Raw genomic sequence first — 23,918 nt, forward strand, 5'->3', positions numbered from 1 at the left:
CATGGCGAGGTGTGTAGAGCGTCAAAGCAGGAAATCCCGCGAGATGCCTTTGCGCCGCAATATCCGGCGCAGTTGTTCCAGGCCTTCTATCTGGATCTGACGCACACGCTCCCGCGTCAGACTCAGCGCGGCGGCCAGCTCTTCCAATGTGCAGATTTCATGGCCGTTGAGACCATAACGACGCTCGATCACCATGCACTGTTTTTCGTTGAGCTGGGCCAGCCATTCATGCACAAAGCGCTCCAGTTGAGTATTGTGCAACTGGATTTCCGGCTCTTCATGCTGCTCGTCCGGAATGGACTCGCCAATGGAAAGCATCGGATCGATATCCAGCGGCGCATCCAGCGAAGCCATGCGCTCATTGAGATTCAGGATCTTGCGGACATCCTCTACCGGCTTGCCAACCTGATGGGCGATTTCTTCCACCGTGGGTTCGCGTCCCATCTGGTTTTCCAGAAAACGCGAGGCGCGCAGGTAGACGTTCAGTTCCTTGATGACGTGAACCGGCAGGCGGATGGTGCGCGACTGGTTCATGATGGCGCGCTCGATGCTCTGCCGGATCCACCAGGTAGCGTACGTCGAGAAGCGGAAGCCGCGTTCCGGATCGAACTTCTCCAGCGCGTGCATGAGACCGATATTGCCTTCCTCGATCAGGTCAAGCAGGGCAAGGCCGCGATTGATGTAGTGTTTGGCGATGTTCACGACCAAGCGCAGATTGTGCTCGATCATTTTCTGACGGGCTTCGAATTCACCCGCCACCACGCGTCTTGCCAGCGCCAGTTCTTCCTGCGGCGTCAGCAGCGCGTTGTTGCCAATATCGTTGAGGTAAATCTGGGTTACGTCGGCGACTTCGTCAGGTACGGCCTGACGCTCGGAAGCCTCTTCGGTTTCCTGTTCGGCAACGGTTTCTTCAGCTTCTTCTTCTTCGAGCAGTTCCTCTTCAATGAGGATATCGCTATCTTGGCTCATAACTCCCCCCGCTACGGTGACCCAGTCCGGAGGGAGTTCTGGCCTCCGGCTCAGGGCTTGTTGTCAAGGTACTGCATGGGATCCACCGGTTTCCCGAAACGGCGGACCTCAAAGTGCAGCTTCACCTGATCGGCATCGGTATTGCCCATTTCGGCAATCTTTTGCCCTTTCTTGACAGACTGACCCTCCTTCACAAGCAACTGACTATTGTGGGCGTACGCAGACAGGAAGGTTTTGTTGTGCTTGATGATGATGAGCTTGCCGTAGCCTCTCAAGCCGTTCCCGCTGTATACCACCTTGCCGTCACCGGAAGCGACGACCGGCTGGCCGCTGCGTCCGCTGATATCGATACCCTTGTTGCTGTCAGAGTAGCCGCGGATCATTTTGCCTTCAGTCGGCCAGATCCATGCCACCGTATCTTCGCCGTCCGCGGACGGTTTACTGTCCTTCTTGGTTTCCGGCTGGATTGTTGCAGCCGGCGCGCTCGCTTGCGGGGCGCTGGTGTCTTTGTGCGTCGTTGCCGCTGTTGCTGCGGGAGCCGAGCTGGCGGCGGCCTTGGCCGGCGCTTTCTTGCCGCCCTCGCTCTGAGCCGGCAGCGTTTTCACGGCGTCTTCAGAATACGGCACTTTTAGTGCTTTGGGATAGTTCTTGCTGTTTCCTGCATCCTGCGCCTGCGTAGCCGTCGCGCCAGCCGGCGGGGCGGATGCGGAAATAACCGGAGCCGTAGCCACTGTAGGGGCTGTGCCGCCGCCATCAGGCGGGGTCAGCCGGAGTACTTGGCCTACCTTGATGTTGAAGTCTGGCAGGTTGTTCCAGGCTGCGACATCCTTGTATTTCAAACCATTGTTCAGCGAGATGCGGAACAGATTCTCGCCGGGCTGCACAATGTGCGTTTTCTCGCCATTGGCGACGGATACTGGCTTGGCGACAACATCGCCGCCACTCTTGTACGGCGTTGCTACCGCCGGACTGGTAGTAGCGGGCTGCGCCGGCGCAGGGGCTGCGGTGACGATGGGAGCCGCTGGCGCGCTGGAGGCGGATTCCACCGGAGCGGCCTGCTGGGCCATGCTGCTGCAACCGCTTACGGCCATGGCCATCAGCGACAATGCCAGCCACCGTGTGTGTTGTGAATGCTGTTTACGCATGCCTGGAAATTTTATATGCCGGTTAGTTGGGGTTTGTAAATTGTCGAACAAAATCAGTGTGGCGTTTTTGCCATCATTCAACCGCGGCCTGGCAGCAGCGGGACGAATTTGACCGGGTCCAGCCGGGTTTTCTGCAGGCCTTGCGAGGTTTTCTCCAAGAGCCAGAGGTGCTGCTCGCCATCGCCGATGGGCATGATCAGGCGGCCGCCTTCGGCCATCTGCTCCACCAGCGCTTCCGGAATGTTGCGCGCGGCGGCGGTCATGATGATGCCTTCAAAGGGCGCTGCTTCAGGCAGGCCAAGATGGCCGTCGCCGTGCACCAGCCGTGCGTGTACCAACTTGGCGGCGCGCAGATTGCGTCTGGCTTTGTCCAGCAAGGCACCCAAGCGTTCAATCGAATAGACTTCCGCACCCATTTTCAGCAGCACGGCAGTCTGGTAACCGCAGCCGGTGCCGATCTCCAGCACCTTGCCGGGTTTGCGGCCGGTAAACAGGATTTCCGTCATGCGGGCAACCGTGAAGGGCTGGGAAATGGTCTGGCCGTGACCGATGGGCAGGGAGACGTCGTCGTAAGCGCGCGTTGCTAGCGCCTGATCGACAAAAGCGTGTCGCGGCACCTCGGCCATGGCAGTCAGCACGCGTTCGTCCTGTATGCCCTGCTGGCGCAAACGGTCGGTCATCCGCCGGCGGGTGCGGTCGGAGAGCATGCCGTAGGCTTGGTTGTCTTGCGTCACGGATGAAGCCATTGATGGATACCGTCCAGTTGGCCGAAAGCGGTCAGATCCAGCATCAGCGGGGTGACGGAGATGTCGCCGGCCGCGATGGTGGCAAAGTCGGTGCCTTCGCCGGCGTCTTGCGCACTGCCGACGGGCCCCACCCAGTATATCGTCTCTCCGCGCGGATTCTGCGATTTGATGACGGGTTCGGCATGATGACGACGGCCAAGGCGGGTTACTTTTAGCTCGCCCAGCGACTCTGGCGGCAGATCGGGCACATTGACGTTGAGCAGCACCGGTTGACGGAACGGGCTGGCCTTGCAGCGCGTCACCAGTTGATCCACTACCTTGCCGGCGCTGGCGAAGTGGCGACCGCTATAGCCCGCCAGCGATACGGCGACGGAGGGGATGCCCAGTAAGAAGCCCTCAGTGGCGGCCGCAACGGTGCCGGAGTAAATGGTGTCGTCGCCCATATTGGGGCCATGGTTGACGCCGCTGAAAATCATGTCGGGCCGGAAGTCGAGAAAGCCGGTGACGGCAAGGTGGACGCAGTCGGTGGGCGTGCCGTTGACGTAGTGAAAGCCGTTGGCGGCTTTGCGTACGGTCAGCGGGCGATCCAGCGTCAGCGAGTTGCTGGCACCGCTGCGGTCGCGCTCGGGCGCTACCACAACGACTTCGCCATGACGGGAGAGGGTGTCGGCGAGCTGGGCGATGCCGGGCGCAAAATAACCGTCGTCGTTGCTGATCAGGAACTTCATGTCTTCTTTCCGGAGTAAGGCCCGATTGTATCTCCCCGGCGATGACAAGGAAAACCGTCATGGCGGAACGGCAAAGAAAAACCCGCCGGATGGCGGGTTTCATGTTCAGGCGTAGTAACGCTGGCTGAAGTCCAGCATGCGTTCGATGGGCACCCGGGCCGCGTCCATCTGCTCCGGCGTCAGGTAATCTATGCGTAAGCCTTCTCCTGCCTGGGCGCGTTTGACCGCTTCGATGGTGTTCATCTTCATGTACGGACAGGAGTTGCACTGGCAGCCTGCATAGATGGGTGCTTGACGCAGGTCGAGGTCAGGACGGGCCAGCCCCATGTTGTAGAGGATGCCGTCTTCAGTGGCGACGAAAATCACCGACTTGCTGTCGCCCTTGAAATTTTTCACCCAGCCCAGCATACCGGAGGTGGAGCCAACGTAATCGGCCTTCTTCAGTACGGGCAGCGGGCTTTCCGGGTGGGCGATCAGATATTTCTCGCCTGTGGCGGCGGCGAAGGCCTCGTCAAGGGCGGCTTCGTTGAATTTGTCGTGCACTTCGCACACGGCGGACCACAGCGGCATGTCATAGCCGTATTGGTCGTTGAGGTAGCCGCCCATATTGCGGTCGGGCGAGAAAATGACTTTCTTTCCTTCGGCATACAGGTGGGCGATGATGTCATCGACATTGCGACTGGTGACGATCCAGTCGGACAGCGCCTTGTGCTCTGCGCTGGAGTTGATATAGGAAACGTGCACGTGGTCCGGGTGGCGCTGACGCCAGGCCTTGAGAGCGCCGACGTCGGTCTGGGTGACCAGCGAACAGGTGGAGCCGGCGTCCGGTAGGATCACCTCGGCTTGCGGGTTGAGGATTTTGGCGGTTTCCGCCATGAAGCGGACGCCGGCGAAGACGATGATGTCGGCGTTGGCTTCCTTGGCGTACAGGGACAGCTCCAGACTGTCGCCCACCTTGTCGGCCATTTGCTGAATTTCGGGCTGGGTGTAGTAGTGGGCGAGGGTGACGACGCGCTTGCTCATGATGTGTTCTGCTCCTGCCGGCCCCTTGCGGGCTGCTGCCCGGGCGGCTGATTTTTGGTGCGATGCAACGCAGGTTGCCAAACGACAAAGATTAACAATATTGCCTGATGCTGGCTACCGCTGCGCGGGCCTGAGAGTGGGCCTGGAAGTGGAGGAACCCATTCAGCAAAGGCTTGCGTGATGTCAATATGACGTAGAGGTGAGGCGGGCAGGATGGAGGATGCCGCCATTAGCGTTGAAGACTGTTTGAAGCATGCTGGCAATCCCTGATTGAATTTTATGCTGCACTGCAACAGTATTGTGATGACAACCTGCCGCGCCGGGCAGTGCCCTGCGCGCCGCCCGCTTCGGGCAACCTTCCTGACGGATCAAGAACTGGACGAGCTTGTATGAGGCCACATTATCTCACCCCGCTGTTTTCGCCCCGTAGCGTCGCCGTTGTCGGCGCCAGTGATACGCCGGGATCCATCGGCCAGTCGGTGTTCGCCAATCTGTTGGCGGGCAACTTCCAGGGCAAGTTGTATCCGGTAAACCTCAATCATTCGGTGGTGGGCGGCATTCCCGCCGTGCCGTCGGTGCGGCAGATAGAGCCGGCTGTGGATATGGCGGTGGTGTGCACCGCCATCCGTACCTTGCCGGCCATCATCAAGGATTGCGGCAAGAAGGGCATCAAGGCGGTGCTGCTGGCCAAAGAGTTCTCCGACAGCGAACAGCTGGAGCGGGAGATCCTCAACGAGTCGGTTTCCATTGCCCGTCATTACGGTATTCGCGTGCTGGGCCCTAATGTGCTGGGCCTGATGCGCCCGGTGGCCGGCTTCAATGCCACCAACTACACAAGCAAAGTCCGGCCGGGCAATCTGGCGCTGGTGTCGCAGTCTTCCGCGCTGTGTACCGCCATGCTGGACTGGGCCGACAGCAAGGGCATCGGTTTTTCCAGTGTGATTTCGGTAGGCGAGGCGCTGGATGTGGATTTCGGCGAAATTCTCGATTACCTGGTGGCGGACAACTTCACGCAAGGCATCCTGTTGCATGTTCACCACATTCATAATGCGCGCCGATTCATGAGCGCCCTGCGGGCTGCCGCCCGTACCAAACCGGTGGTGGTGATCAAGTCCGGCCGCTATCAGGATGACCTGACCGGCCTGACGCATTCCAGCAACCTGGTGGAAAGCGGCGATGTGTTCGACGCCGCGCTGTCCCGCGCGGGGGTGCTGCGGGTATCGTCCATTGCCCAGTTGTTTACTGCCGCCAAGGTGCTGGCGGCCAATTACCGTGTGCTGGGTCGTCGGTTGGCCATCGTGACCAACGGTATCGGTCCCGGCGTGCTGGCGGCGGATAGCGCTTATATCAATGGCGTGGAGCTGGCCAAGCTGTCCGACAAGACCATGGAGCTGCTCAATAGCACCTTGCCGCGCAACTGGTCGCACGGCAATCCGGTGGACATCATCGGCGACGCCAGCCCGGTACGCTTCCGCACGGCAGTGAAAGCCTGCCTCGACGATGAAAATGTGGATGGCGTGCTCGTGATCTTCACGCCGCAAGCGGGAACCGATCACATGACCACCGCGCAGCTGATGATCGGTCTGCAGCGGGAAACCACCAAACCCCTGTTTCTGTCCTGGCTGGGCGACGCCAAAGTGTCGGAAAGCCGTGACCTGTTCTCCAAGGCGAAGTGCGCTCATTTCCGCGCGCCGGAATACGGCATCGAGGTGTTCCGCAACCTGGCGTCTTACCATCACAACCAGAAATTGCTGCTGCAGACGCCTGGCCCGCTGGAGGGCAAGGTGGAAGCGCCCGATATCGGCCGCGCGCGCGGCATCATTCAGGCGGCGCTGGCTGGGGGACGCAATATCCTTTCCGAGCGTGAGTCCAAGGATGTGCTGGCGGCTTTCCGCATTCCGGTCAATCCTACCCGGCTGGCGCGCAGCGCCGACGAAGCAGTGAAGTTGGCCGAAGAAATCGGTTACCCGGTGGTGTTGAAGATTGACTCTCCCGATGTGATCTACAAATCCGACGTTGGTGGCGTGGAGCTCAACATTAGCAATGAGGCCACGCTGCGCGACGCCTTCGCCGGCATCCTCGAGCGCACCCGCACAGCTATGCCGGAAGCGCGGGTGGAGGGCGTGTCGGTGCAGCCGATGCGCAAGCGACGTTTCGCGAGGGAAGTGATGGTGGGTGTGACCCACGATGGCGCCTTCGGCCCGGTCATTACCTTCGGCGCTGGCGGTATCGCGGTGGAAGTGATGCACGACCGCGCATTGGCCCTGCCTCCCATCAACAAGTATCTGGTGGGCAATATGGTGCGCAAGACCCGTATCGGCCAGTTGCTCGGGCCGTTTAAAAATCTGCCGGGCGTGGATATGGACGAACTGGAAGACGTGCTGCTGCACGTCTCCGAAATGGTGTGCGAACTGCCGGAAGTGCGGGAGATGGACATCAACCCGCTGGTGGCCGATGAAAAAGGCGTCATTGCGCTCGACGCCCGCATCATCGTCGAGGCCCAGCGGCCGGATCTCAAGCGCTACGGGCACATGGCCATCATGCCGTACCCCACCCACATGGTGCGTCAGGCCACGCTGAATGACGGCATGGCCGTCACTATCCGGCCGGTGCGACCGGAGGACGCCGACATGCAGCAGGAGTTCGTGCGCACCTTGTCCGATGAAAGCCGCTATAACCGCTACATGTCCAGCATCAAGCAGTTGTCGCAAACCATGCTGGTGCGCTTTACCCAGCTGGACTACGACCGAGAGATGGCGCTGGCCATGACTTGCGAGACAGAGCAGGGCGAAGAGCAGCAGGCGGTGGCCCGCTTCATCACCGATCCGGACAACGAGGGGTGTGAATTCGCGCTGGAAGTGGCCGACAAATGGCAGGGCAAGGGAATTGGCTTCATCCTGATGAATGCCTTGTTCGACGCGGCGCGCGAGCAGGGCCTCACCGTGATGCGCGGCGAAGTGCTGGCCGGCAATAAGGGCATGCTCAAGCTGATGCACAAGCTTGGCTTTACCGTAGAGCCGCATCCGGAAGATCGCGCGCTGACCATGGTTACCAAGATTCTCTGAGTCGCCTTGGCGTGTTCCTTACTCTTCGGCCAGGCTGTCCGCGCAGCTTGGCCGACTGTTTTTTCACGGTCTGATCCGCGCTGGCGGCGTTGCTTTTGTGGTCAAAGCGTCAGCCGCTGTTGCCGCATCGGGCCGTCTCCGGATTAAGCGCTTGCAAGATAAGGGAAAAGTGCCATAAAATCGTGGGCTTTTCTAAGTTACCGTTTTTATCTAAGGACAATCGACAATGGTAGTGATTCGTCTGGCACGTGGCGGCTCCAAGAACCGTCCGTTCTACAACATCGTTGTAACCGACTCCCGCAATCGTCGTGACGGTCGCTTCATCGAGCGCGTTGGCTTCTACAACCCGGTAGCCAACGAGAAGGAAGAGCGCGTACGCGTGGCTTCCGATCGTCTGAACCACTGGATCGGCGTTGGCGCCCAGGTTTCCGACGCTGTGGCCAAGGTGCTGAAGTCCCAGAAAGCTGCCGCCTGATCTTTCGTCAATTGACGAAACACGACGGAGCCTGAGGCGCATGCACGATAACGATCTCGTCATCATGGGGTTTGTGCGTGGCGCCTTCGGTATCAAGGGCTGGGTGAAACTCCATGCCGATACCGAATATGCTGACAGTCTGTTCGACTACCCGGTCTGGTGGCTGGGCCGATCGGGCGACTGGAAGCCATACACATTTGAAAACGGGGCTGTGCAACCCAAAGCCTTGGCCGCAAAGCTTGAGGGCGTCGAAAGTCGAGATGCCGCCGAAGCCTTGCGCGGCATGCAGGTTGCCGTCCCCCGCAGTGAACTGCCGGAAGCTGGCGACGACGAGTATTACTGGGCGGATCTGATTGGTCTGTCCGTCGTCAACAAGGACGGTGTAACACTGGGCAAGATAAGCAGCCTGATGGAAACTGGCGCCAACGATGTACTGGTGGTGGACGGTGAACACGGCCGCAAGCTGATTCCCTTCGTTGACCAGTTTGTCCTTGAAGTCAAACTGCAGGATGCCGTCATGCTGGTGGACTGGGGTCTCGACTACTGATGCAAGTCGACGCCGTTACCCTGTTTCCGGAAATGTTCGATGCCATCGCCCGCTCGGGGGTTACCCAGCGGGCTTTGGACATGGGCATCTGGCATTTCAAGTGCTGGAACCCGCGCGATTTCACGCAGGACAACTATCGTCGCGTTGACGAGCGTCCCTATGGCGGCGGCCCCGGCATGGTGATGCAGATAGAACCGCTTGAAGCGGCCATTCTGTCCGCCAAAGCCAGGCAGCACAGTGCCGGCGTGGCGAAAAGCCATGTGGTGTATCTGTCTCCGCAAGGGCGTCGGCTGGACCACGAGTGTGTGGTGGAGCTGTCGCAGCGATCGGGGTTGATTTTGCTGTGCGGTCGTTACGAAGGGGTGGATGAGCGCCTGATCCAGCGTCAGGTGGACGAGGAAATTTCCATCGGCGATTACGTCTTGTCTGGCGGAGAGCTGCCGGCCATGGTGTTGATGGACTCCGTTATTCGCCTCCTGCCCGGCGCGCTGAACGATGCGCAGTCGGCCTGCGAAGATTCATTTGTGAACGGTCTTCTTGACTGTCCGCACTATACCCGACCCGAAGAATATCAGGGCATGCGGGTGCCGGATGTGCTGTTGTCCGGTAATCATGCGCTGATCGCCAAGTGGCGGCTGAAACAGTCGCTGGGACGCACGTGGCAACGTCGTCCCGAGCTGTTGCAAGGCCGCTCTCTGACAAAACAGGAATCTCGGCTGCTGGCAGAGTACCAGCAGGAACAAGATATCCAGACAAAACCGGAGTAACTCATGGATCTGATCCAGAAGCTCGAGCAAGAAGAAATCGCCCGCCTGGGCAAAACCATCCCGGAATTCGCTCCTGGCGACACCGTAGTGGTTCAAGTAAAGGTTAAGGAAGGCAACCGCGAACGTCTGCAGGCTTACGAAGGCGTGGTTATCGCCAAGCGCAACCGCGGTCTGAACAGCTCTTTCATCGTGCGCAAGATGTCCGCCGGTGAAGGCGTTGAGCGTACCTTCCAGTCCTACTCCCCGCTGGTGGCTTCCATTGAAGTGAAGCGTCGCGGTGACGTACGTCGCGCCAAGCTGTACTACCTGCGCGGCCGTACCGGCAAGTCCGCACGTATCAAGGAAAAACTGCCGGCTCGCAAGCAAGGCTGATCCTGATACCATCAGGCTGGATGAAAGCGCGAGGCTTTGGCCTCGCGCTTTTTTTATGCCTGCCGCGCCCTGCTTGGTGCGCGTAGTGAACGGGATTACCATATGCCTACGCCTTACTTCTCGTCAGACCTCTCATGACCTCGCTGCTTCCTGCTCTTGACCTGCCGCTCGACAAGCCATCGCTGGCCGTACCGGATGCCGCACTCGACTACCAGGCCGTTATCGACGCACCCTTCGGCAAACTGGGCATTCTCTCTTGTGGCGATATGCTGACTGCGCTGGACTTCCTGCCGGCGGACCGCGCGGTGCAAGAACCGGATGCCGGCAGCGTGGCGGCTTGGGCGGCGGAGCAGCTGCAGGAGTATTTTTGCGATCCGGCCTTTGTCTTTACCGTGCCTTGGCGCGTGAGCGGCACGCCGTATCAGCAGCGGGTCTGGCAGGCCATCCGCGAGATTCCGCTGGGCGAGCTGGCCAGTTACCGTGAGCTGGCGGACAAGCTTAGCTCGGCGCCTCGCGCAGTGGGAGGCGCTTGCGGGCGCAATTCGCTGCCCATCATCATTCCTTGCCATCGGGTGGTGGCGGGCCGCAGCCTGGGCGGGTTCAATCGTTCCAGCGGGTTGGCTACCCGCATGATCAAGCAGTGGCTGGTGCAGCATGAGCAATGGCGCTGACGCGATAGACCGCTTTCTGGACCATCTGTGGCTGACAGATGGCTTGTCCGCCAATACGCTGGCTGCCTATCGGCGGGACATGAACAAACTGGCAGCGGCGCTGGCGGAAGAGGGCGCAAGCTTGATAGAGGCCAGCGAAGCCCAGCTGCAGGCTGTTTTACTGCGACGGCTGGCTGAAGCAAAACCTGCGACTCAGGCGCGCCTGCGTTCCTGCATGCGCCGCTTCTACCAGTTTCTGTTGCAGGCCGAGGTGCGCCAGGACGACCCGTCGCAGCACCTGGGAACGCCGCGAATAGGCCAACGTTTGCCGAAGAGCGTGTCGGAAAAACAGGTGGAGTTGCTGTTGCTAGCGCCCGATGTCGATACCCCACTGGGCCTGCGCGACAAGGCGATGTTTGAACTCCTGTATGCAACCGGTCTGCGGGTGTCGGAGCTGGTGGGGCTGAAGCTTCAGCAGCTTGACCGTATCACCGGGCTCATCATTACGCGCGGCAAGGGCAGCAAGGAGCGCATGGTGCCCATCGGGGAGGTGGCGCTGGAATGGCTGGATCGCTATTTTCAGCACGCTCGCCCGCTCTTGCTGGGCGGGACGCAATGCGATGAGGTGTTTGTCACTCAGCGCAAGGCAGGCATGACCCGGCAAATGGCCTGGCATCTGATTGGCAGCTACGCCAGTCGGCAGGGTTTGCCCAGAATCAGTCCGCATACCTTGCGGCACGCCTTTGCCACGCATCTGGTCAATCACGGCGCCGATTTGCGGGTGGTGCAGCTGTTGTTGGGCCATTCCGACATCTCTACTACCCAGATCTATACCCACGTTGCCCGGGAACGGCTCAAGCAGCTACACGCGCAACACCACCCTCGCGGCTAACCGCTGGCTTGCGCCGTGGAGGGGTGCCAGGCCCTAAGGCTTGGAGGCTTGCTGCGCAGCGGCCTTTTCCAGCGCGGCAGGCACCAGTTTGTCCATTTGTCTGAACATGTCCTCGTAGACTGCCATCGGCTTGCCCCAAGCATCGGCGATGTCGCTGTCGGCGCCGCTGGCATACTCGCTCAGAGTGAAGGTTTTGCTTGCGGCTTCGGGGAACAGGGTGAGCACCTTGGCTTTGTGTTTGGCGGTCATGACGAGGAGCAGGTCTGCGTGCCGCACGTCATTGGCGCTCAGTTGCGCAGCCAGATGTTGGCTGACGTCGATGCCTCGCTGTTTCAGCAAGGTGGCGGCGTTGGCTTCAGGATGTGTGTCGAAGGGGTCCATATCCACCGCGCGGGAAATGATGGCGATGGACAGATGTCGCTGCTGAATAAGCGTGTTGGCCAGCGCTTCCGCCGTGACGCTGCGTCCAGTGTTGCCGGTATCGACAAAAGCAATCTTCAGCGGCTCGGCAGCGTCGGCCAGTGCGGAGAAAAACAGGAGAAAGGCTGCGGCTAGCAGCGGGCGTAGGTGAGGGATCATAGCAGGTCTCCTGGCTAGTTTGCAGCGCCGACGGCGCCACATATTGCATCAGCATAGCAGCAGTGTATTGCATTTCCTGCTTCGGCCAAGCTTGGGGAGTGCGGTGATTGCGCCATGAAAAACGCCGGCGAAAGCCGGCGTTGTTGTGTGCAGGGTGATTTCAAACTGTTCAGGCGGGTTCAGTCGCCAGGCTGGCCTTGTCAAACTGCAACTCCACTTCGTCCTTGTCGTTGACCAGAACCGTGACCTCGCCACCATCAGCCAGCCGGCCAAACAGCAACTCGTCCGCCAGCGCCTTGCGGATGGTGTCCTGAATTAGACGAGCCATCGGACGGGCACCCATTACCGGGTCGAAGCCGCGCTTGGCCAGGAAGGCGCGCAGGCTGTCGGTGAAGTGGATGTCCACCTTCTTCTCGCTCAGTTGCTGTTCCAGCTGCATCAGGAACTTGTCCACCACCTGCATGATGATGAGTTCGTCCAGCATGCGGAAGGGAATCATCGCATCCAGCCGATTGCGGAACTCAGGGCTGAACAGCCGCTTGATGTCCGCCATTTCGTCGCCGGTCGCCTTGCTGTTGGTGAAGCCCAGCGTCGGTTTGGACATGGATTCAGCACCAGCGTTGGTGGTCATGATGAGTACCACGTTGCGGAAGTCTGCCTTGCGACCATTGTTGTCGGTCAGTGTGCCGTGGTCCATCACCTGCAGCAGCACATTGAAAATGTCCGGATGGGCTTTTTCAATTTCGTCCAGCAACAGCACCGCATAGGGGTGTTTGTTAATGGCCTCGGTGAGCTGGCCGCCCTGTTCAAAGCCGACATAGCCAGGAGGCGCGCCGATGAGCCGGCTGACGGCATGGCGCTCCATGTATTCCGACATGTCGAAGCGGATCAGTTCCACGCCCAGTACATAGGCTAGTTGACGCGCCACTTCAGTCTTGCCCACGCCGGTGGGGCCGGAGAACAAGAAGGAGCCGATCGGCTTTTGCGGGTTGCCCAAGCCGGAGCGGGTCATCTTGATGGCGGTAGCCAGACTTTCGATGGCCTTGTCCTGACCGAATACCACGTTGCGCAGATCGCGTTCCAGATTCTTCAGCACGTTCTTGTCGTCGCTGGAGACCGTTTTGGGCGGGATGCGCGCGATCTTGGCGACGATGTCTTCGATCTCAGACTTATTGATCACCTTCTTCTGCTTGGATTTAGGCAGGATCTTCTGCGCGGCGCCGGCTTCGTCGATGACGTCGATAGCCTTGTCCGGCAGGTGGCGGTCATTGATGTAGCGCGCCGACAACTCAGCCGCGGTGGACAGCGCGGACTGGGTGTACTTCACGCCGTGATGCGCTTCGAAGCGGGATTTCAGACCCTTGAGAATTTCCACGGTCTGCTCGACAGTGGGCTCCGGGATATCGATCTTCTGAAAACGGCGCGACAAGGCGTTGTCTTTTTCGAAGATGCCGCGGTACTCGTTGTACGTGGTGGCGCCGATGCAACGCAGGCTGCCGTTGGACAATGCGGGCTTCAGCAGGTTGGAGGCGTCGAGCGTACCGCCGGACGCCGCGCCTGCGCCGATGAGGGTGTGAATCTCGTCGATGAACAGGATGGCGTGTTCGTCGTCGGTCAGCTGTTTGATGACGGATTTCAGTCGCTGCTCGAAATCGCCGCGATACTTGGTGCCAGCCAGCAGCGCACCCATGTCAAGCGCGTAAACGGTGGATTGGGACAACACTTCCGGCACTTCGCCGTTGACGATGCGGCGGGCAAGGCCTTCGGCGATGGCGGTCTTGCCCACACCGGCTTCGCCCACCAGCAACGGGTTGTTCTTGCGGCGGCGGCAGAGGATCTGCACCGTGCGTTCCAGCTCGTGCTCGCGGCCGATCAGTGGATCGATCTTGCCGTCGCGCGCTTGCTGGTTGAGGTTCTGGGTGTAGTTTTCCAGCGCGCCGCCAGCGCTGGAGGATTGTTCCTCACCGTCGCTGTCGTTGTGCTGGTCGCGCGGCTCGGGCGGGTGCTGCTGCGAGCGCTGCTTGGTGATGCCGTGCGAAATGAAGTTGACCACGTCCAGCCGGGAAATGCCCTGTTGGTGCAGGTAATACACGGCGTGGGAGTCCTTCTCGCCAAAGATGGCCACCAGAATGTTGGCGCCGGTGACTTCTTTCTTGCCGGACGACTGCACATGCAGGATGGCACGCTGAATGACGCGCTGGAATCCCAGGGTGGGCTGGGTTTCCACTTCCGTTTCCCCCGGTACGGTGGGGGTGTGTTCGTCGATAAAATCGCCCAGCTGTTTTTTCAGTTGGTCGATATTCGCCCCGCAGGCGCGCAGCACGTCGGCTGCCGACGGATTGTCGGTCATGGCAAGCAGCAGGTGCTCCACGCTGATGAATTCGTGGCGCTTGCGCCTGGCGTCCATGAACGCCATATGCAGGCTTACTTCAAGCTCCTGGGCAATCATCAGTTTTCCTCCATAACGCACTGAAGCGGGTGTTGGTGGGATCGGGCCATTTGCTGAACCTGCTCGACCTTGGTTGCCGCTACGTCTTTGGTATAAACGCCACACACGCCACGACCCTGCGTATGTACCTGCAGCATCACATGAGTCGCTCGCTCGCGATTCATGTGGAAGAGCTGCTGCAAAACTTCCACCACAAACTCCATCGGGGTGAAATCATCGTTCAATAACAGGACCTTATACATGGGAGGAGGCTTTAGCTTCTCCCTGGATGCCTGTTTGACGGCATCGTCGCTGAACTGCGTTGGCATGTCGACTTTCAGTGAAACGGCGTTTTACTTCAATTTTGGTTCCCCTGAACTTTTTTTCAAGGGGGGAGTGGGTATTTCCTTTTCGACTTGACGCTGTGGCGATGGTTGCGTAGAAATGCTGTTCAGGTGCTTGGCTTAGTTGTTTGGCATGCCTGCCGTTGCAGGATCACAGCAAGCTTGAGTTGGTCGGCCTCACCAGCCATTGTCAATCAAGGAAGTAACATGTCTATTGGTACCGTGAAGTGGTTCAACGACGCTAAAGGCTTTGGCTTTATTACCCCGGATGAGGGTGGTGAAGACCTGTTCGCCCATTTTTCCGCCATCAACATGCAAGGCTTCAAGACCCTGAAAGAGGGTCAGCGCGTAAGCTTTGACGTGGTGACTGGCCCGAAGGGCAAGCAAGCGTCGAATATCCAGGCAGCCTGATTCTGGATATCGCAAGGATTCCCAGGTAAGTTGATTGCAAAATCAGCATACTGACAGATTCATAACAAAACCCGCCCTCAGGCGGGTTTTGTTTTTGCATCGCAGGGGCGGCAGCCGTCAGGCGGTGCTGGTTGGCCGAAGAATTGTCTCCGCAACAGCAGGAAAGTAAGACTGCCGACACCGGCCAGTGTGAGCCATGGCAGCGAGGGCAGGGCGTTGACGCGACCGATGTCGTAGAGCCAGCCGCCGCCCAGATAGCCGGCGAAGCCGCCCAGGGCGAGGCCGATGCGGCTGGTGCCCATATAGCTGGCCCGCGCCTGCGGATTGGCTAGACCCGCCACATACGTTTCCCGCGCTGGTTCCATGATGATGGAGCCCAGATAGAACACCGCCAGCACGACGAAGGCCAGTGCCGGATGGTTGACCAGCGCCATCAGCGCCAGGCTGAGCGTCATCAGCGCCAGCCCGATCAACATACGGGTTTCCCGACGCAAGCGGCGCTCCCCCAGTCGCGCCAGCGGGTACAGCAGGGTGAGCGAGAGGCAGGTTTCCAGTGTGTACATCCAGCCCACGGCGGCCGAGGTGCCGGTCAGTTGCTTGATGGTGACCGGCACCAGCAGCATGATTTGCACCATCAGCATGTAGTAGCCGCTGAGCGTCAGGACGAAACGCATGAAGGCGCGATCTGCCAGAACGGTTTTCATCGAAGCCAGCGGCGCCGCGCCGCGCTGGGAGGCCACCCGGTAGGGCGGCAACAGCAGCGCGTTGGCCAGCGCGGCGATGATGAACATGAGCGTGCCGCCCAAGCCCACCCATTCGAAATCAAAGCGCAGCAGCCAGGAACCCAGCAGCGCACCGATCACCGCGCCGGCGCTATCTTGCATCATCAGGATGGAAAAGAAGTGCGCGCGTTCGCGCGGGCGCACCAGCTTGGCCACCAGCGCGTTGCGCGGCGGGTCGAACAGCGTGCCGCCCAGGCCGGACAGCACGCAGGACAGAATCAGCACCCAGGGCGTGTGGGCGATGGCCATGAGGGCGAAGCCCAAGGCGCGCAGCAGCATGCCGCCGACAATCAGCGGCTTGGCACCGAAGCGGTCGGCCAGCGAGCCGCCGAAAATGCCCAGGCCCTGCTGGGTGAATTGGCGGATGGCCAGCGCCAGGCCAACGCTGGCGGCCGCCCAGCCCAGCTGGTCGACGAAGTGCAGGCTGATCAGCGGAAACACCATGAAAAAACCCAATACCACCAGGATGTTGTCCAGCAAGATGAACCATTTGCCCATGCGCCGGGCGCGCGTTGCGGATGCCATGTTTTCTCCCTATTGAAATGGCATTCTAGAGGGCGGCTCAGCTATCATGTAACGGTATTTCTGGTAATAGTTAATATTGGATTTTGTAATGTCTATTTCTTTGGCGGATCTACAGTTGCTGGTGGATGTGGCGGAGCTGGGCAGTTTCAGCCAGGCGGCGGCGCGGCGTGGGTGGTCGCAGCCGCAGGTCAGCCAGCGCGTGGCGCTGCTGGAAGAGACGCTGGGCAATATTCTGTTTCAGCGGCATCGCCGCGGTGCGACACCCACGGCAGCTTGCCTGGCCTTTCTGGGGCCGGCCCGGCAATCGCTTGAGGCTTTTGCGCAGGCGCAGGAAGCCATGCAGGCAACGCCCGCCTTGCCTCGGCTGCATCTGTCCTGCCTGCCGTCGCTGGCGTCGCCGGTATTCGGGTTGGTGCTGACCAGGTTGGCCGAAGCGCCGATCGAGATTCGCTGCCACACCGATCACTCCCAGCAGATCATGCAGGAGCTGCTGACCGGGCAGGTGGATGTGGGCTTTGTACTCAAATGCCCGCCGATGTCCGGCATTCAGATGGAGCTGCTGTGGCGCTCTCCCATCGTGCCGGTGGTGGCCGCCGGGCATCCGTTGGCCGAAGCGGGTGGGGCGCTGCGGCTGGCCGAGGTGGCCGAGTACCGCATCGCACCGCAGTATTGGGGTGACGGCTGTGAAGAATTGATCCGGCAGATTCGTCTTTCCCGCCCGCAGCACAGCGCCATTCACGCCATCCAGCCGGCCTCCGCCGCGCGCGAGCTGGTGTTGCGCCACGGTTTTGTTTCCTTCATGCCGGAATTGTCGATTCGCAGCGATTTGCGCGACGGCACGCTGGTGCGACTGGAGGTGGGCGAGCTGCCGCTCTGGCAGTGGGAGGTGATGATGGCCTATCGCGCCGGCAAGCGCATGGACCCCGCCAAGGGCATTGTGCTGGATGCGGCGCGGGCGCTGGCGGGGGAGTGCCAGCAAGGCTGACATGCCGCCAGCGGTTTACCTTGGGTGCGGATCGGCGGACAATAGCCGCTTTCCCGCCTTTACCGGATGACCAAGAGCATGAGCTTTTCTCGCGACTGATCCGCCCCGATCAACGGGGTTCGCGCCGTTTCACACGGCTATTGCGACCTGACGCGAGTACACAGCATGTCTCTTATCCGATTGCAGGGCGTCTGCCTTGCTTTTCCTGAATCTCTCTGTCTTGACGATGTGCATCTCACTTTGCAGTGGGGGCAGCGCGTGGCCATTGTCGGCGACAATGGCAGTGGCAAATCCAGCCTGCTGCGCCTGTTGCTGGGCGAGCTGGCGCCGGATGCCGGCAGTGTGTGGCGGGACGCCGCGCTGAGGCTGGGCTATTTGCCGCAATGTTTGCCGAAGGATTGCTCGTTGAGCGGCGGCGAAGCGGTAGAGCGGGCGCTGTCGGCGGCGCTAGGCGAACAGCCCGATTTGCTGTTGCTGGATGAGCCGGGCAATCACCTTGATAGCGATCGGCGGCGAGCCCTGATCAGCCGGCTGAACCGTTTTTACGGCACGCTGGCGATGGTGTCGCATGACGCCGAGCTCATTGACGCAGTATGCGATACCGTCTGGCACATGGCCGACGGCAGGGTACGGGTGTTCAACGGCAGTTATCAGGATTATCTGCGCGAACTGGCGCAAGGGCGCACCGCGCAAGGCCGGGAAATGCAGTTGCTCAAGCGGGAGGCGCAAGCGTTGCACGCGGCGCGCATGGCGGAACAGGAGCGTGCCGGCAAAGCGCGCTTGCATGGCGCCCGCAGTATTGCGCAACGCAAATGGGCTACCGTGCGCTCGCCGGCCAAGCTGGGGCGAGGCAATGAAACGGCGGGGCGTCAGCAAGCCGTCTTGCGGGAGCGGCGTCAGCAACTGGCGCGGCAAATCAGCGAGAACGCCGCGCCGCCTGTGGTGACACCGCGCTTTCATTTTGCGGCGGCATCGCAGGGCAAGCGGGTGATCGTGCAGATCAGCAATGGTGAGCTGGCGTTTGAGCGCGTCTTGCTGAGCAAGCTTTACCTGGGCTTGTGCACAGGGGAGCGGCTGGCGTTGGCGGGGCGCAACGGCAGCGGCAAATCCACGCTGGCAAGCGTACTGGCAGGTAGACCGACAGATTGTGCGGTGAGCGGGGAATGGCTGTTGCCCGAAGCGTCGACGGTGGCCTATCTGGATCAGCATTTGGCCGATTTGCAGCCGGACGATACGGTACTGTCGACGCTGGAGCGGCATACGCCGGCTTGGGCAATGGCGCAACGCCGGCAACATCTGGCGGATTTCCTGTTTCGGGAGGGCGGTGAAGCGGGGCGGCGCGTTGCCGTGTTGTCCGGCGGCGAGCGCGTGCGGCTGGCCTTGGCTTGCGTGGCCGCCAAGGTGCCGGCGCTACTGATTCTGGACGAAGTGGGAAATCATCTTGACGCGCGCACCCGTGCGCATGTGATCGAGGTGTTGCGCGACTATCCGGGAGCCTTGCTGCTGATTTCGCATGATGAGGCGTTCCTTGATGCGGTAGGCGGCGTCCGGCGCTACCGGCTGGGGGCATGAAAAAGCCCGCCGTGAGGCGGGCTGTCCTGCTGGGGATGGTTGGCCGAAGCGCGGCGCTTACATCCGTTCGATCATGGCGTCACCGAAGGCGGAGCAGGAGACTTCGCTGGCGCCGTCCATCAGGCGGGCAAAGTCGTAAGTGACGATCTTGTCGTTGATGGCGGCTTCCATGCCCTTGATCACCAGATCGGCCGCTTCGCGCCAGCCCAAGTGGCGCAACATCATTTCAGCGGACAGGATCAGCGAGCCCGGGTTGACCTTGTCGAGGCCGGCATACTTGGGCGCGGTACCGTGGGTGGCTTCGAAGCAGGCGTATTTGTCGGAGATGTTGGCTCCCGGCGCAATGCCGATGCCGCCCACCTGCGCCGCCAGCGCGTCGGAGATGTAGTCGCCGTTGAGATTGGTGGTGGCGATCACGTCGTATTCGGCTGGGCGCAGCAGGATCTGCTGCAAGAAGGCGTCGGCGATAGCGTCCTTGACGATGATGTCGCGGCCGGTTTTCGGATTCTTGAACTTGCACCACGGCCCGCCGTCGATCGGTTCCGCGCCGAACTCCTTGCGCGCCAGCGCATAGCCGCTGTCGCGGAAGTTGCCTTCGGTGAACTTCATGATGTTGCCCTTGTGCACCAGCGTCAGCGACTCGCGGTCGTTGTCGATGACGTACTGCAGCGCGGCGCGCACCAGTCGCTCAGTGCCTTCTACCGAGATGGGCTTGATGCCGATGCCGGAGCTTTCCGGGAAGCGGATTTTCTTCACGCCCATTTCCTGCTGCAGGAAACCGATGACTTTCTTTACCGCTTCCGACCCGGCCTGCCATTCGATGCCGGCGTAAATGTCTTCGGTGTTTTCACGGAAAATCACCATGTCGGTGAGTTCCGGGTTTTTCAGCGGCGAGGGCACGCCCTTGAAATAGCGCACCGGACGCACGCACTGGTAGAGGTCCAGCTCCTGGCGCAGCGCTACGTTGAGTGAGCGGATGCCGCCGCCTACCGGCGTGGTCATCGGGCCCTTGATGGACACGGCGTATTCTTTCAGCGCGTCAAAGGTTTCCTTGGGCAGCCATTCGTCCGGGCCGTAAAGCCGGGTGGATTTCTCGCCCGCGTACACTTCCATCCAGTGAATCTTTTTCTTTCCGGCGTAGGCTTTCTCCACGGCGGCGTCGATCACCTTGATCATCACCGGGGTGATGTCCACGCCGATGCCGTCTCCCTCGATGAAGGGGATGATCGGCTGGTCGGGCACCGCTTGTCCTGCGACGATTTTCTGGCCGCCGGCCGGTACCTGAATATGCGAAGCTGTCATTCTTTTTCTCTCCTTATCTGTGGTGGTGGCGGCCTGAGCCGGCGGAGGCCGGTGTGCCGTCTTTTCTGCCGGGCAAGAGGCTGCGTTGACCCGGCATCTACAGAATTATCTACCAAACAAGCGTGAAAATCCCCTCGATTCAAGCAGCAAGCTGGAATCGAGCATGAAAAAAGCGCCATGGATAACCATGGCGCTTGGTAATGGGATTGCGGTAAATCAGGCTTGAGCTGCAGCCAGCAGCCTGTTGAACGTGGCGCTCGGGCGCATCACGGCGCTGCACTTGCCCGTATCCGGCAGATAGTAACCGCCGATGTCGGCCGGCTTGCCCTGAACGGCCTTCAGCTCATCAATGATGGCTTGTTCGCTGTTGGCCAGTCCCTTGGCCAGCGGCGCGAAGCGGGCTTGCAGTTCCGCGTCTTCGGTTTGCGCGGCGAGCGCCTGGGCCCAGTACAGCGACAGGTAGAACTGGCTGCCGCGGTTGTCCAGTTCGCCAGTGCGGCGGGACGGGGACTTGTCGTTGTCCAGCAGCTTGCCGGTGGCTTCGTCCAGCGTCTTGGCCAGGATCTTGGCCTTGTTGTTGTTGGTTTTGATGCCCAGCTCTTCCAGCGACACCGCCAGGGCGAGGAACTCGCCAAGGCTGTCCCAGCGGAGATGGTTTTCTTCCAGCAGTTGCTGCACGTGCTTGGGCGCGGAACCGCCGGCGCCGGTTTCGTACATGCCGCCGCCCGCCATCAGCGGCACGATGGACAGCATCTTGGCCGAGGTGCCCAGTTCCATGATGGGGAACAGGTCGGTCAGGTAGTCGCGCAGGATGTTGCCGGTAACGGAGATGGTATCCAGACCGCGGGCCACGCGCTCCAGGGTGTAACGCATTGCGCGCACCTGGGACATGATGTGGATGTCGAGGCCGGTAGTGTCGTAATCCTTCAGGTATTTTTGCACCTTCTTGATCAGTTCGCCTTCATGCGGACGGTACGGGTCCAGCCAGAACACGGCCGGCATGCCGGAATTGCGGGCGCGGGTGACGGCCAGCTTCACCCAGTCGCGGATCGGCGCATCCTTCACCTGGCACATGCGCCAGATGTCGCCGGCTTCCACGTTTTGCGACAGCAGCACTTCGCCGGTGGCGAGGTCGACAATGTTGGCCACGCCGTCTTCTGCGATTTCGAAAGTCTTGTCGTGGGAGCCGTATTCTTCAGCCTTTTGCGCCATCAGGCCCACATTGGGCACGGTGCCCATGGTGCGCGGGTCGAAATTGCCGTGCCATTTGCAGAAGTTGATCATCTCCTGGTAAATGCGGGCAAAGGTGGATTCCGGCATTACGGCCTTGCTGTCGTAAGGCTTGCCGTCGGCGCCCCACATCTTGCCGCCGTTGCGGATCATGGCCGGCATGGAAGCGTCCACGATCACATCGTTGGGCGAGTGGAAGTTGGTGATGCCCTTGGCGGAGTCCACCATGGCCAGGCGCGGGCGGTGTTCCTGGCAGGCGTGCAGGTCGCGGATGATTTCTTCGCGCTTGGTGGCCGGCAGGGTTTCGATCTTTTCGTACAGGGTGGCCATGCCGTTGTTGACGTTCACGCCCAGTTCTTCAAACAGCTTGCCGTGTTTTTCGAACGCATCCTTGTAGTAGATCTTGACGCAGTGGCCAAACACGATGGGGTGGGACACCTTCATCATGGTGGCCTTCACGTGCAGCGAGAACAGGATGCCGGACTGGCGGCAGTCTTCCATTTCGCGCTCGTAGAATTCGCACAGGGCTTTCTTGCTCATGAACATGGAGTCGATGATCTCGCCGTCCTGCAGGGCGAGTTTCGGCTTCAGCACGATGGTTTTGCCGCTCTTGGTGGAGAGCTCCATCTTCACGTCGCGGGCTTTGTCCAGCGTCATGGACTTTTCGCCGTGGTAGAAGTCGCCGTGGTGCATGTGGGAGACGTGCGTCTGCGACCACTGCTTCCATTCACCCATGGAGTGCGGATGCTTCTTTGCGTAATTTTTCACAGCCAGCGGCGCGCGACGGTCGGAGTTGCCTTCGCGCAGCACCGGGTTCACTGCGGAGCCCAGACATTTTGCGTAGCGGGTTTTGAGGGCTTTTTCTTCGTCGGTAACCGGGTTTTCCGGGTAGTCCGGCAACGGGTAACCTTTGGATTGCAGTTCCTTGACGCAAGCCATCAGCTGCGCCACGGAGGCGCTGATATTGGGCAGCTTGATGATGTTGGTGTCCGGATCTTGCGTCAGGCGGCCCAGTTCGGCCAGGGTGTCAGGCAGCTTTTGTTCTTCGGTCAGATATTCGGGAAACTCGGCCAGCACGCGGGCGGCCACGGAGATATCGGCGGTGTCTACCTGAATGCCTGCGGCATCGGTGAAGGTGCGGATGATCGGCAGGAAAGAGGCGGTGGCCAGCGCCGGCGCTTCGTCGGTCAGCGTGTAGATGATGGTCGGTTTTTCCGAAGGCATTACTCTATCTCCATGATTATTTTGACGTCAGAACGCTTGCTCCCGGCGAGCATGTGAGGCTGGGCGGCATCCCGCCGGAGACAAGGAAAGGCATGTGGAAAGACGCGCGGCCGCCGCGGCATGCTACCGCAGCGCTGAAGGCCGAAGACGCTCGGCGACTTTTCAGAAAAGAATTATACCTCTCAATCGCTCGCTCTGTTTGTAGCATATCGAACTTTCATAGTGAAATATGTGCAAACGCTTGTTCGAAATTGAAATGCCAGGCAGCGGATAGCGCCATTTCGTTGTTGTGCTGATCACTTGTTGAAAAAACAACGCAGGCGCCGGGCCTGTACAGGGTTTGGAGCGGGCCGGGCGGCGGCGGCTTTGTTATCATGGCGGCCAGACTTCATCTTTACGGCTTGTCCATGCCCGAACTCATCCTGTTCAACAAACCCTATGGCGTGATCTGCCAGTTCTCCGAGCACGAGCTGCATCGCACCCTCAAAGACCATATCAAGCTGCCGGGCGTGTATCCCGCCGGCCGGCTGGATACCGACAGCGAAGGCCTGCTACTGCTGACCGGCGACGGCGCGTTGCAGCATCGTATTGCCGATCCGCGCTGGAAGTTGCCGAAAACCTACTGGGTGCAAGTGGAAGGACAGATTCGCGAGGAGCAGCTGGAGGCCCTGCGCGCCGGGGTGGATCTGGGCGACTTCATCACCCGTCCGGCGCAGGTTCGCCGCATTGACACCCCGGCATTGTGGCCGCGCGTGCCGCCGGTGCGTTTTCGCAAGACGGTGCCGGATGGCTGGCTGGAAATCATCATCAGCGAGGGCAAGAACCGCCAGGTGCGGCGCATGACCGCCAAAGTGGGCCTGCCCACCTTGCGACTGGTGCGGGCGGCCATCGGGCCATGGCGGCTGGATGGCTTGCAGCCGGGCGAGTTGCGCCGGCTCTCCGTCAGCCTTGAAGATTTGCCGCAGGTGCAGCATGCTAGCCGCATCGGGAAGCCCGGCCCTGCGCCCGCAAAAGGGAACAGCGCGCCGACGGGCGGACGCGCCGGGGCACCCCCGACCTTCCGTTTCGCCCGCAAGAACAAGCCCTGAGCCGCCGGATACCCTTCCTCCCGCTCGCCCCGCTTCCCGTGAACGCCCGTCAGGGCGTTCGTCGCATGG

Annotated in this window: 21 protein-coding genes and 1 pseudogene; 11 read left to right on the plus strand and 11 right to left on the minus strand. The window is 60.5% G+C overall.

The window, feature by feature from the left end; translation table 11 throughout:
- Positions 1 to 21: 21 nt before the first annotated feature.
- The 5 genes from rpoS to nadA form a co-directional block, all read right to left on the minus strand.
- Positions 22 to 969, minus strand: coding sequence for an RNA polymerase sigma factor RpoS (gene rpoS, locus Q0P52_RS12515; protein WP_293763058.1), 948 nt, complete (start codon positions 967 to 969; stop codon positions 22 to 24).
- 50 nt (positions 970 to 1,019) lie between these two features.
- Positions 1,020 to 2,195, minus strand: a complete 1,176-nt coding sequence (locus Q0P52_RS12520; RefSeq protein ID WP_293763055.1) for a peptidoglycan DD-metalloendopeptidase family protein — start codon at positions 2,193 to 2,195, stop codon at positions 1,020 to 1,022.
- On the minus strand, positions 2,192 to 2,860 hold the full coding sequence (locus Q0P52_RS12525; protein WP_293763053.1) for a protein-L-isoaspartate(D-aspartate) O-methyltransferase: 669 nt from the start codon (positions 2,858 to 2,860) through the stop codon (positions 2,192 to 2,194). Before Q0P52_RS12525 ends, Q0P52_RS12520 begins: the two co-directional genes overlap by 4 nt.
- Positions 2,845 to 3,588: a 5'/3'-nucleotidase SurE gene (gene surE, locus Q0P52_RS12530; protein ID WP_293763050.1), complete on the minus strand. Its 744-nt coding sequence runs from the start codon at positions 3,586 to 3,588 to the stop codon at positions 2,845 to 2,847. The genes Q0P52_RS12525 and surE overlap by 16 nt, the downstream gene beginning before the upstream one ends.
- A gap of 105 nt (positions 3,589 to 3,693) precedes the next feature.
- Positions 3,694 to 4,611: a quinolinate synthase NadA gene (gene nadA, locus Q0P52_RS12535; RefSeq protein WP_293763047.1), complete on the minus strand. Its 918-nt coding sequence runs from the start codon at positions 4,609 to 4,611 to the stop codon at positions 3,694 to 3,696.
- 389 nt (positions 4,612 to 5,000) lie between these two features.
- On the opposite strand from nadA, the gene Q0P52_RS12540 reads away from it, so the two are divergent.
- The 7 genes from Q0P52_RS12540 (at position 5,001) to xerD (ending at position 11,379) form a co-directional block, all read left to right on the plus strand.
- On the plus strand, positions 5,001 to 7,676 hold the full coding sequence (locus Q0P52_RS12540) for a bifunctional acetate--CoA ligase family protein/GNAT family N-acetyltransferase (RefSeq protein ID WP_293763045.1): 2,676 nt from the start codon (positions 5,001 to 5,003) through the stop codon (positions 7,674 to 7,676).
- A 226-nt stretch (positions 7,677 to 7,902) separates the two neighbouring features.
- A complete protein-coding gene (rpsP, locus tag Q0P52_RS12545) occupies positions 7,903 to 8,151 on the plus strand; it encodes a 30S ribosomal protein S16 (protein WP_293763043.1) in 249 nt (82 codons plus the stop codon).
- Positions 8,152 to 8,191: 40 nt separating this feature from the next.
- Positions 8,192 to 8,698, plus strand: a complete 507-nt coding sequence (rimM, locus tag Q0P52_RS12550) for a ribosome maturation factor RimM (RefSeq protein ID WP_293763041.1) — start codon at positions 8,192 to 8,194, stop codon at positions 8,696 to 8,698.
- Positions 8,698 to 9,465 carry a tRNA (guanosine(37)-N1)-methyltransferase TrmD gene (trmD, locus tag Q0P52_RS12555; RefSeq protein ID WP_293763039.1) on the plus strand — a complete coding sequence of 256 codons (768 nt, stop codon included), beginning with the start codon at positions 8,698 to 8,700 and terminating at the stop codon, positions 9,463 to 9,465. Before rimM ends, trmD begins: the two co-directional genes overlap by 1 nt.
- Positions 9,466 to 9,468: 3 nt before the next feature.
- Complete coding sequence (rplS, locus tag Q0P52_RS12560; RefSeq protein WP_293763037.1) at positions 9,469 to 9,837, plus strand: 50S ribosomal protein L19; 369 nt, start codon at positions 9,469 to 9,471, stop codon at positions 9,835 to 9,837.
- A gap of 134 nt (positions 9,838 to 9,971) precedes the next feature.
- Complete coding sequence (locus Q0P52_RS12565; RefSeq protein WP_293763035.1) at positions 9,972 to 10,508, plus strand: methylated-DNA--[protein]-cysteine S-methyltransferase; 537 nt, start codon at positions 9,972 to 9,974, stop codon at positions 10,506 to 10,508.
- On the plus strand, positions 10,492 to 11,379 hold the full coding sequence (gene xerD, locus Q0P52_RS12570) for a site-specific tyrosine recombinase XerD (protein ID WP_293763034.1): 888 nt from the start codon (positions 10,492 to 10,494) through the stop codon (positions 11,377 to 11,379). The genes Q0P52_RS12565 and xerD overlap by 17 nt, the downstream gene beginning before the upstream one ends.
- Positions 11,380 to 11,412: 33 nt before the next feature.
- Here xerD and Q0P52_RS12575 read toward each other — a convergent pair whose 3' ends face one another.
- The 3 genes from Q0P52_RS12575 to clpS form a co-directional block, all read right to left on the minus strand.
- On the minus strand, positions 11,413 to 11,958 hold the full coding sequence (locus tag Q0P52_RS12575; RefSeq protein WP_293763032.1) for a hypothetical protein: 546 nt from the start codon (positions 11,956 to 11,958) through the stop codon (positions 11,413 to 11,415).
- Between the two features lie 169 nt (positions 11,959 to 12,127).
- The gene (gene clpA, locus Q0P52_RS12580; RefSeq protein WP_293763030.1) at positions 12,128 to 14,407 is read right to left on the minus strand and encodes an ATP-dependent Clp protease ATP-binding subunit ClpA; all 2,280 of its coding nucleotides are present in this window, start codon (positions 14,405 to 14,407) and stop codon (positions 12,128 to 12,130) included.
- Positions 14,407 to 14,715, minus strand: coding sequence for an ATP-dependent Clp protease adapter ClpS (clpS, locus tag Q0P52_RS12585; RefSeq protein ID WP_293763027.1), 309 nt, complete (start codon positions 14,713 to 14,715; stop codon positions 14,407 to 14,409). Before clpS ends, clpA begins: the two co-directional genes overlap by 1 nt.
- A gap of 222 nt (positions 14,716 to 14,937) precedes the next feature.
- On the opposite strand from clpS, the gene Q0P52_RS12590 reads away from it, so the two are divergent.
- Positions 14,938 to 15,141, plus strand: coding sequence for a cold-shock protein (locus tag Q0P52_RS12590; RefSeq protein WP_293763024.1), 204 nt, complete (start codon positions 14,938 to 14,940; stop codon positions 15,139 to 15,141).
- A 77-nt stretch (positions 15,142 to 15,218) separates the two neighbouring features.
- Here Q0P52_RS12590 and mdtH read toward each other — a convergent pair whose 3' ends face one another.
- A complete protein-coding gene (gene mdtH / locus Q0P52_RS12595; RefSeq protein ID WP_293763021.1) occupies positions 15,219 to 16,448 on the minus strand; it encodes a multidrug efflux MFS transporter MdtH in 1,230 nt (409 codons plus the stop codon).
- A gap of 88 nt (positions 16,449 to 16,536) precedes the next feature.
- Between mdtH and Q0P52_RS12600 the strand changes: the two genes are divergently transcribed.
- Together Q0P52_RS12600 and Q0P52_RS12605 are read left to right on the plus strand one after the other, a co-directional pair.
- Positions 16,537 to 17,433 (plus strand): LysR family transcriptional regulator, encoded by an 897-nt coding sequence (locus tag Q0P52_RS12600; protein WP_293763019.1) that lies wholly within the window; start codon positions 16,537 to 16,539, stop codon positions 17,431 to 17,433.
- Positions 17,434 to 17,598: 165 nt separating this feature from the next.
- A complete protein-coding gene (locus tag Q0P52_RS12605; RefSeq protein WP_293763017.1) occupies positions 17,599 to 19,005 on the plus strand; it encodes an ATP-binding cassette domain-containing protein in 1,407 nt (468 codons plus the stop codon).
- Between the two features lie 57 nt (positions 19,006 to 19,062).
- On the opposite strand, the gene icd is transcribed toward Q0P52_RS12605, so the two are convergent.
- Both icd and Q0P52_RS12615 read right to left on the minus strand, forming a co-directional pair.
- Entirely contained in the window at positions 19,063 to 20,307 is a 1,245-nt protein-coding gene (icd, locus tag Q0P52_RS12610) for an NADP-dependent isocitrate dehydrogenase (protein ID WP_293763015.1), read from the minus strand.
- Positions 20,308 to 20,523: 216 nt separating this feature from the next.
- Entirely contained in the window at positions 20,524 to 22,761 is a 2,238-nt protein-coding gene (locus tag Q0P52_RS12615) for an NADP-dependent isocitrate dehydrogenase (protein WP_293763013.1), read from the minus strand.
- A gap of 407 nt (positions 22,762 to 23,168) precedes the next feature.
- On the opposite strand from Q0P52_RS12615, the pseudogene Q0P52_RS12620 reads away from it, so the two are divergent.
- A pseudogene (locus Q0P52_RS12620) lies at positions 23,169 to 23,711 on the plus strand (pseudouridine synthase); the annotation flags it as partial.
- Positions 23,712 to 23,918: the final 207 nt, after the last annotated feature.

It is taken from the genome of uncultured Aquitalea sp. (assembly GCF_945957525.1).
Lineage (GTDB): Bacteria > Pseudomonadota > Gammaproteobacteria > Burkholderiales > Chromobacteriaceae > Aquitalea.

What these genes read in the sequence shown, in the direction of transcription:
- rpoS (WP_293763058.1), bottom strand. Translation starts at nt 969, where the DNA reads ATGAGCCAAGATAGCGATATCCTCATTGAAGAGGAACTGCTCGAAGAA.
- Q0P52_RS12525 (WP_293763053.1), bottom strand. Translation starts at nt 2,860, where the DNA reads ATGGCTTCATCCGTGACGCAAGACAACCAAGCCTACGGCATGCTCTCC.
- surE (WP_293763050.1), bottom strand. Translation starts at nt 3,588, where the DNA reads ATGAAGTTCCTGATCAGCAACGACGACGGTTATTTTGCGCCCGGCATC.
- nadA (WP_293763047.1), bottom strand. Translation starts at nt 4,611, where the DNA reads ATGAGCAAGCGCGTCGTCACCCTCGCCCACTACTACACCCAGCCCGAA.
- Q0P52_RS12540 (WP_293763045.1), top strand. Translation starts at nt 5,001, where the DNA reads ATGAGGCCACATTATCTCACCCCGCTGTTTTCGCCCCGTAGCGTCGCC.
- rpsP (WP_293763043.1), top strand. Translation starts at nt 7,903, where the DNA reads ATGGTAGTGATTCGTCTGGCACGTGGCGGCTCCAAGAACCGTCCGTTC.
- rimM (WP_293763041.1), top strand. Translation starts at nt 8,192, where the DNA reads ATGCACGATAACGATCTCGTCATCATGGGGTTTGTGCGTGGCGCCTTC.
- trmD (WP_293763039.1), top strand. Translation starts at nt 8,698, where the DNA reads ATGCAAGTCGACGCCGTTACCCTGTTTCCGGAAATGTTCGATGCCATC.
- rplS (WP_293763037.1), top strand. Translation starts at nt 9,469, where the DNA reads ATGGATCTGATCCAGAAGCTCGAGCAAGAAGAAATCGCCCGCCTGGGC.
- Q0P52_RS12565 (WP_293763035.1), top strand. Translation starts at nt 9,972, where the DNA reads ATGACCTCGCTGCTTCCTGCTCTTGACCTGCCGCTCGACAAGCCATCG.
- xerD (WP_293763034.1), top strand. Translation starts at nt 10,492, where the DNA reads ATGAGCAATGGCGCTGACGCGATAGACCGCTTTCTGGACCATCTGTGG.
- Q0P52_RS12575 (WP_293763032.1), bottom strand. Translation starts at nt 11,958, where the DNA reads ATGATCCCTCACCTACGCCCGCTGCTAGCCGCAGCCTTTCTCCTGTTT.
- clpA (WP_293763030.1), bottom strand. Translation starts at nt 14,407, where the DNA reads ATGATTGCCCAGGAGCTTGAAGTAAGCCTGCATATGGCGTTCATGGAC.
- clpS (WP_293763027.1), bottom strand. Translation starts at nt 14,715, where the DNA reads ATGCCAACGCAGTTCAGCGACGATGCCGTCAAACAGGCATCCAGGGAG.
- Q0P52_RS12590 (WP_293763024.1), top strand. Translation starts at nt 14,938, where the DNA reads ATGTCTATTGGTACCGTGAAGTGGTTCAACGACGCTAAAGGCTTTGGC.
- mdtH (WP_293763021.1), bottom strand. Translation starts at nt 16,448, where the DNA reads ATGGCATCCGCAACGCGCGCCCGGCGCATGGGCAAATGGTTCATCTTG.
- Q0P52_RS12600 (WP_293763019.1), top strand. Translation starts at nt 16,537, where the DNA reads ATGTCTATTTCTTTGGCGGATCTACAGTTGCTGGTGGATGTGGCGGAG.
- Q0P52_RS12605 (WP_293763017.1), top strand. Translation starts at nt 17,599, where the DNA reads ATGTCTCTTATCCGATTGCAGGGCGTCTGCCTTGCTTTTCCTGAATCT.
- icd (WP_293763015.1), bottom strand. Translation starts at nt 20,307, where the DNA reads ATGACAGCTTCGCATATTCAGGTACCGGCCGGCGGCCAGAAAATCGTC.
- Q0P52_RS12615 (WP_293763013.1), bottom strand. Translation starts at nt 22,761, where the DNA reads ATGCCTTCGGAAAAACCGACCATCATCTACACGCTGACCGACGAAGCG.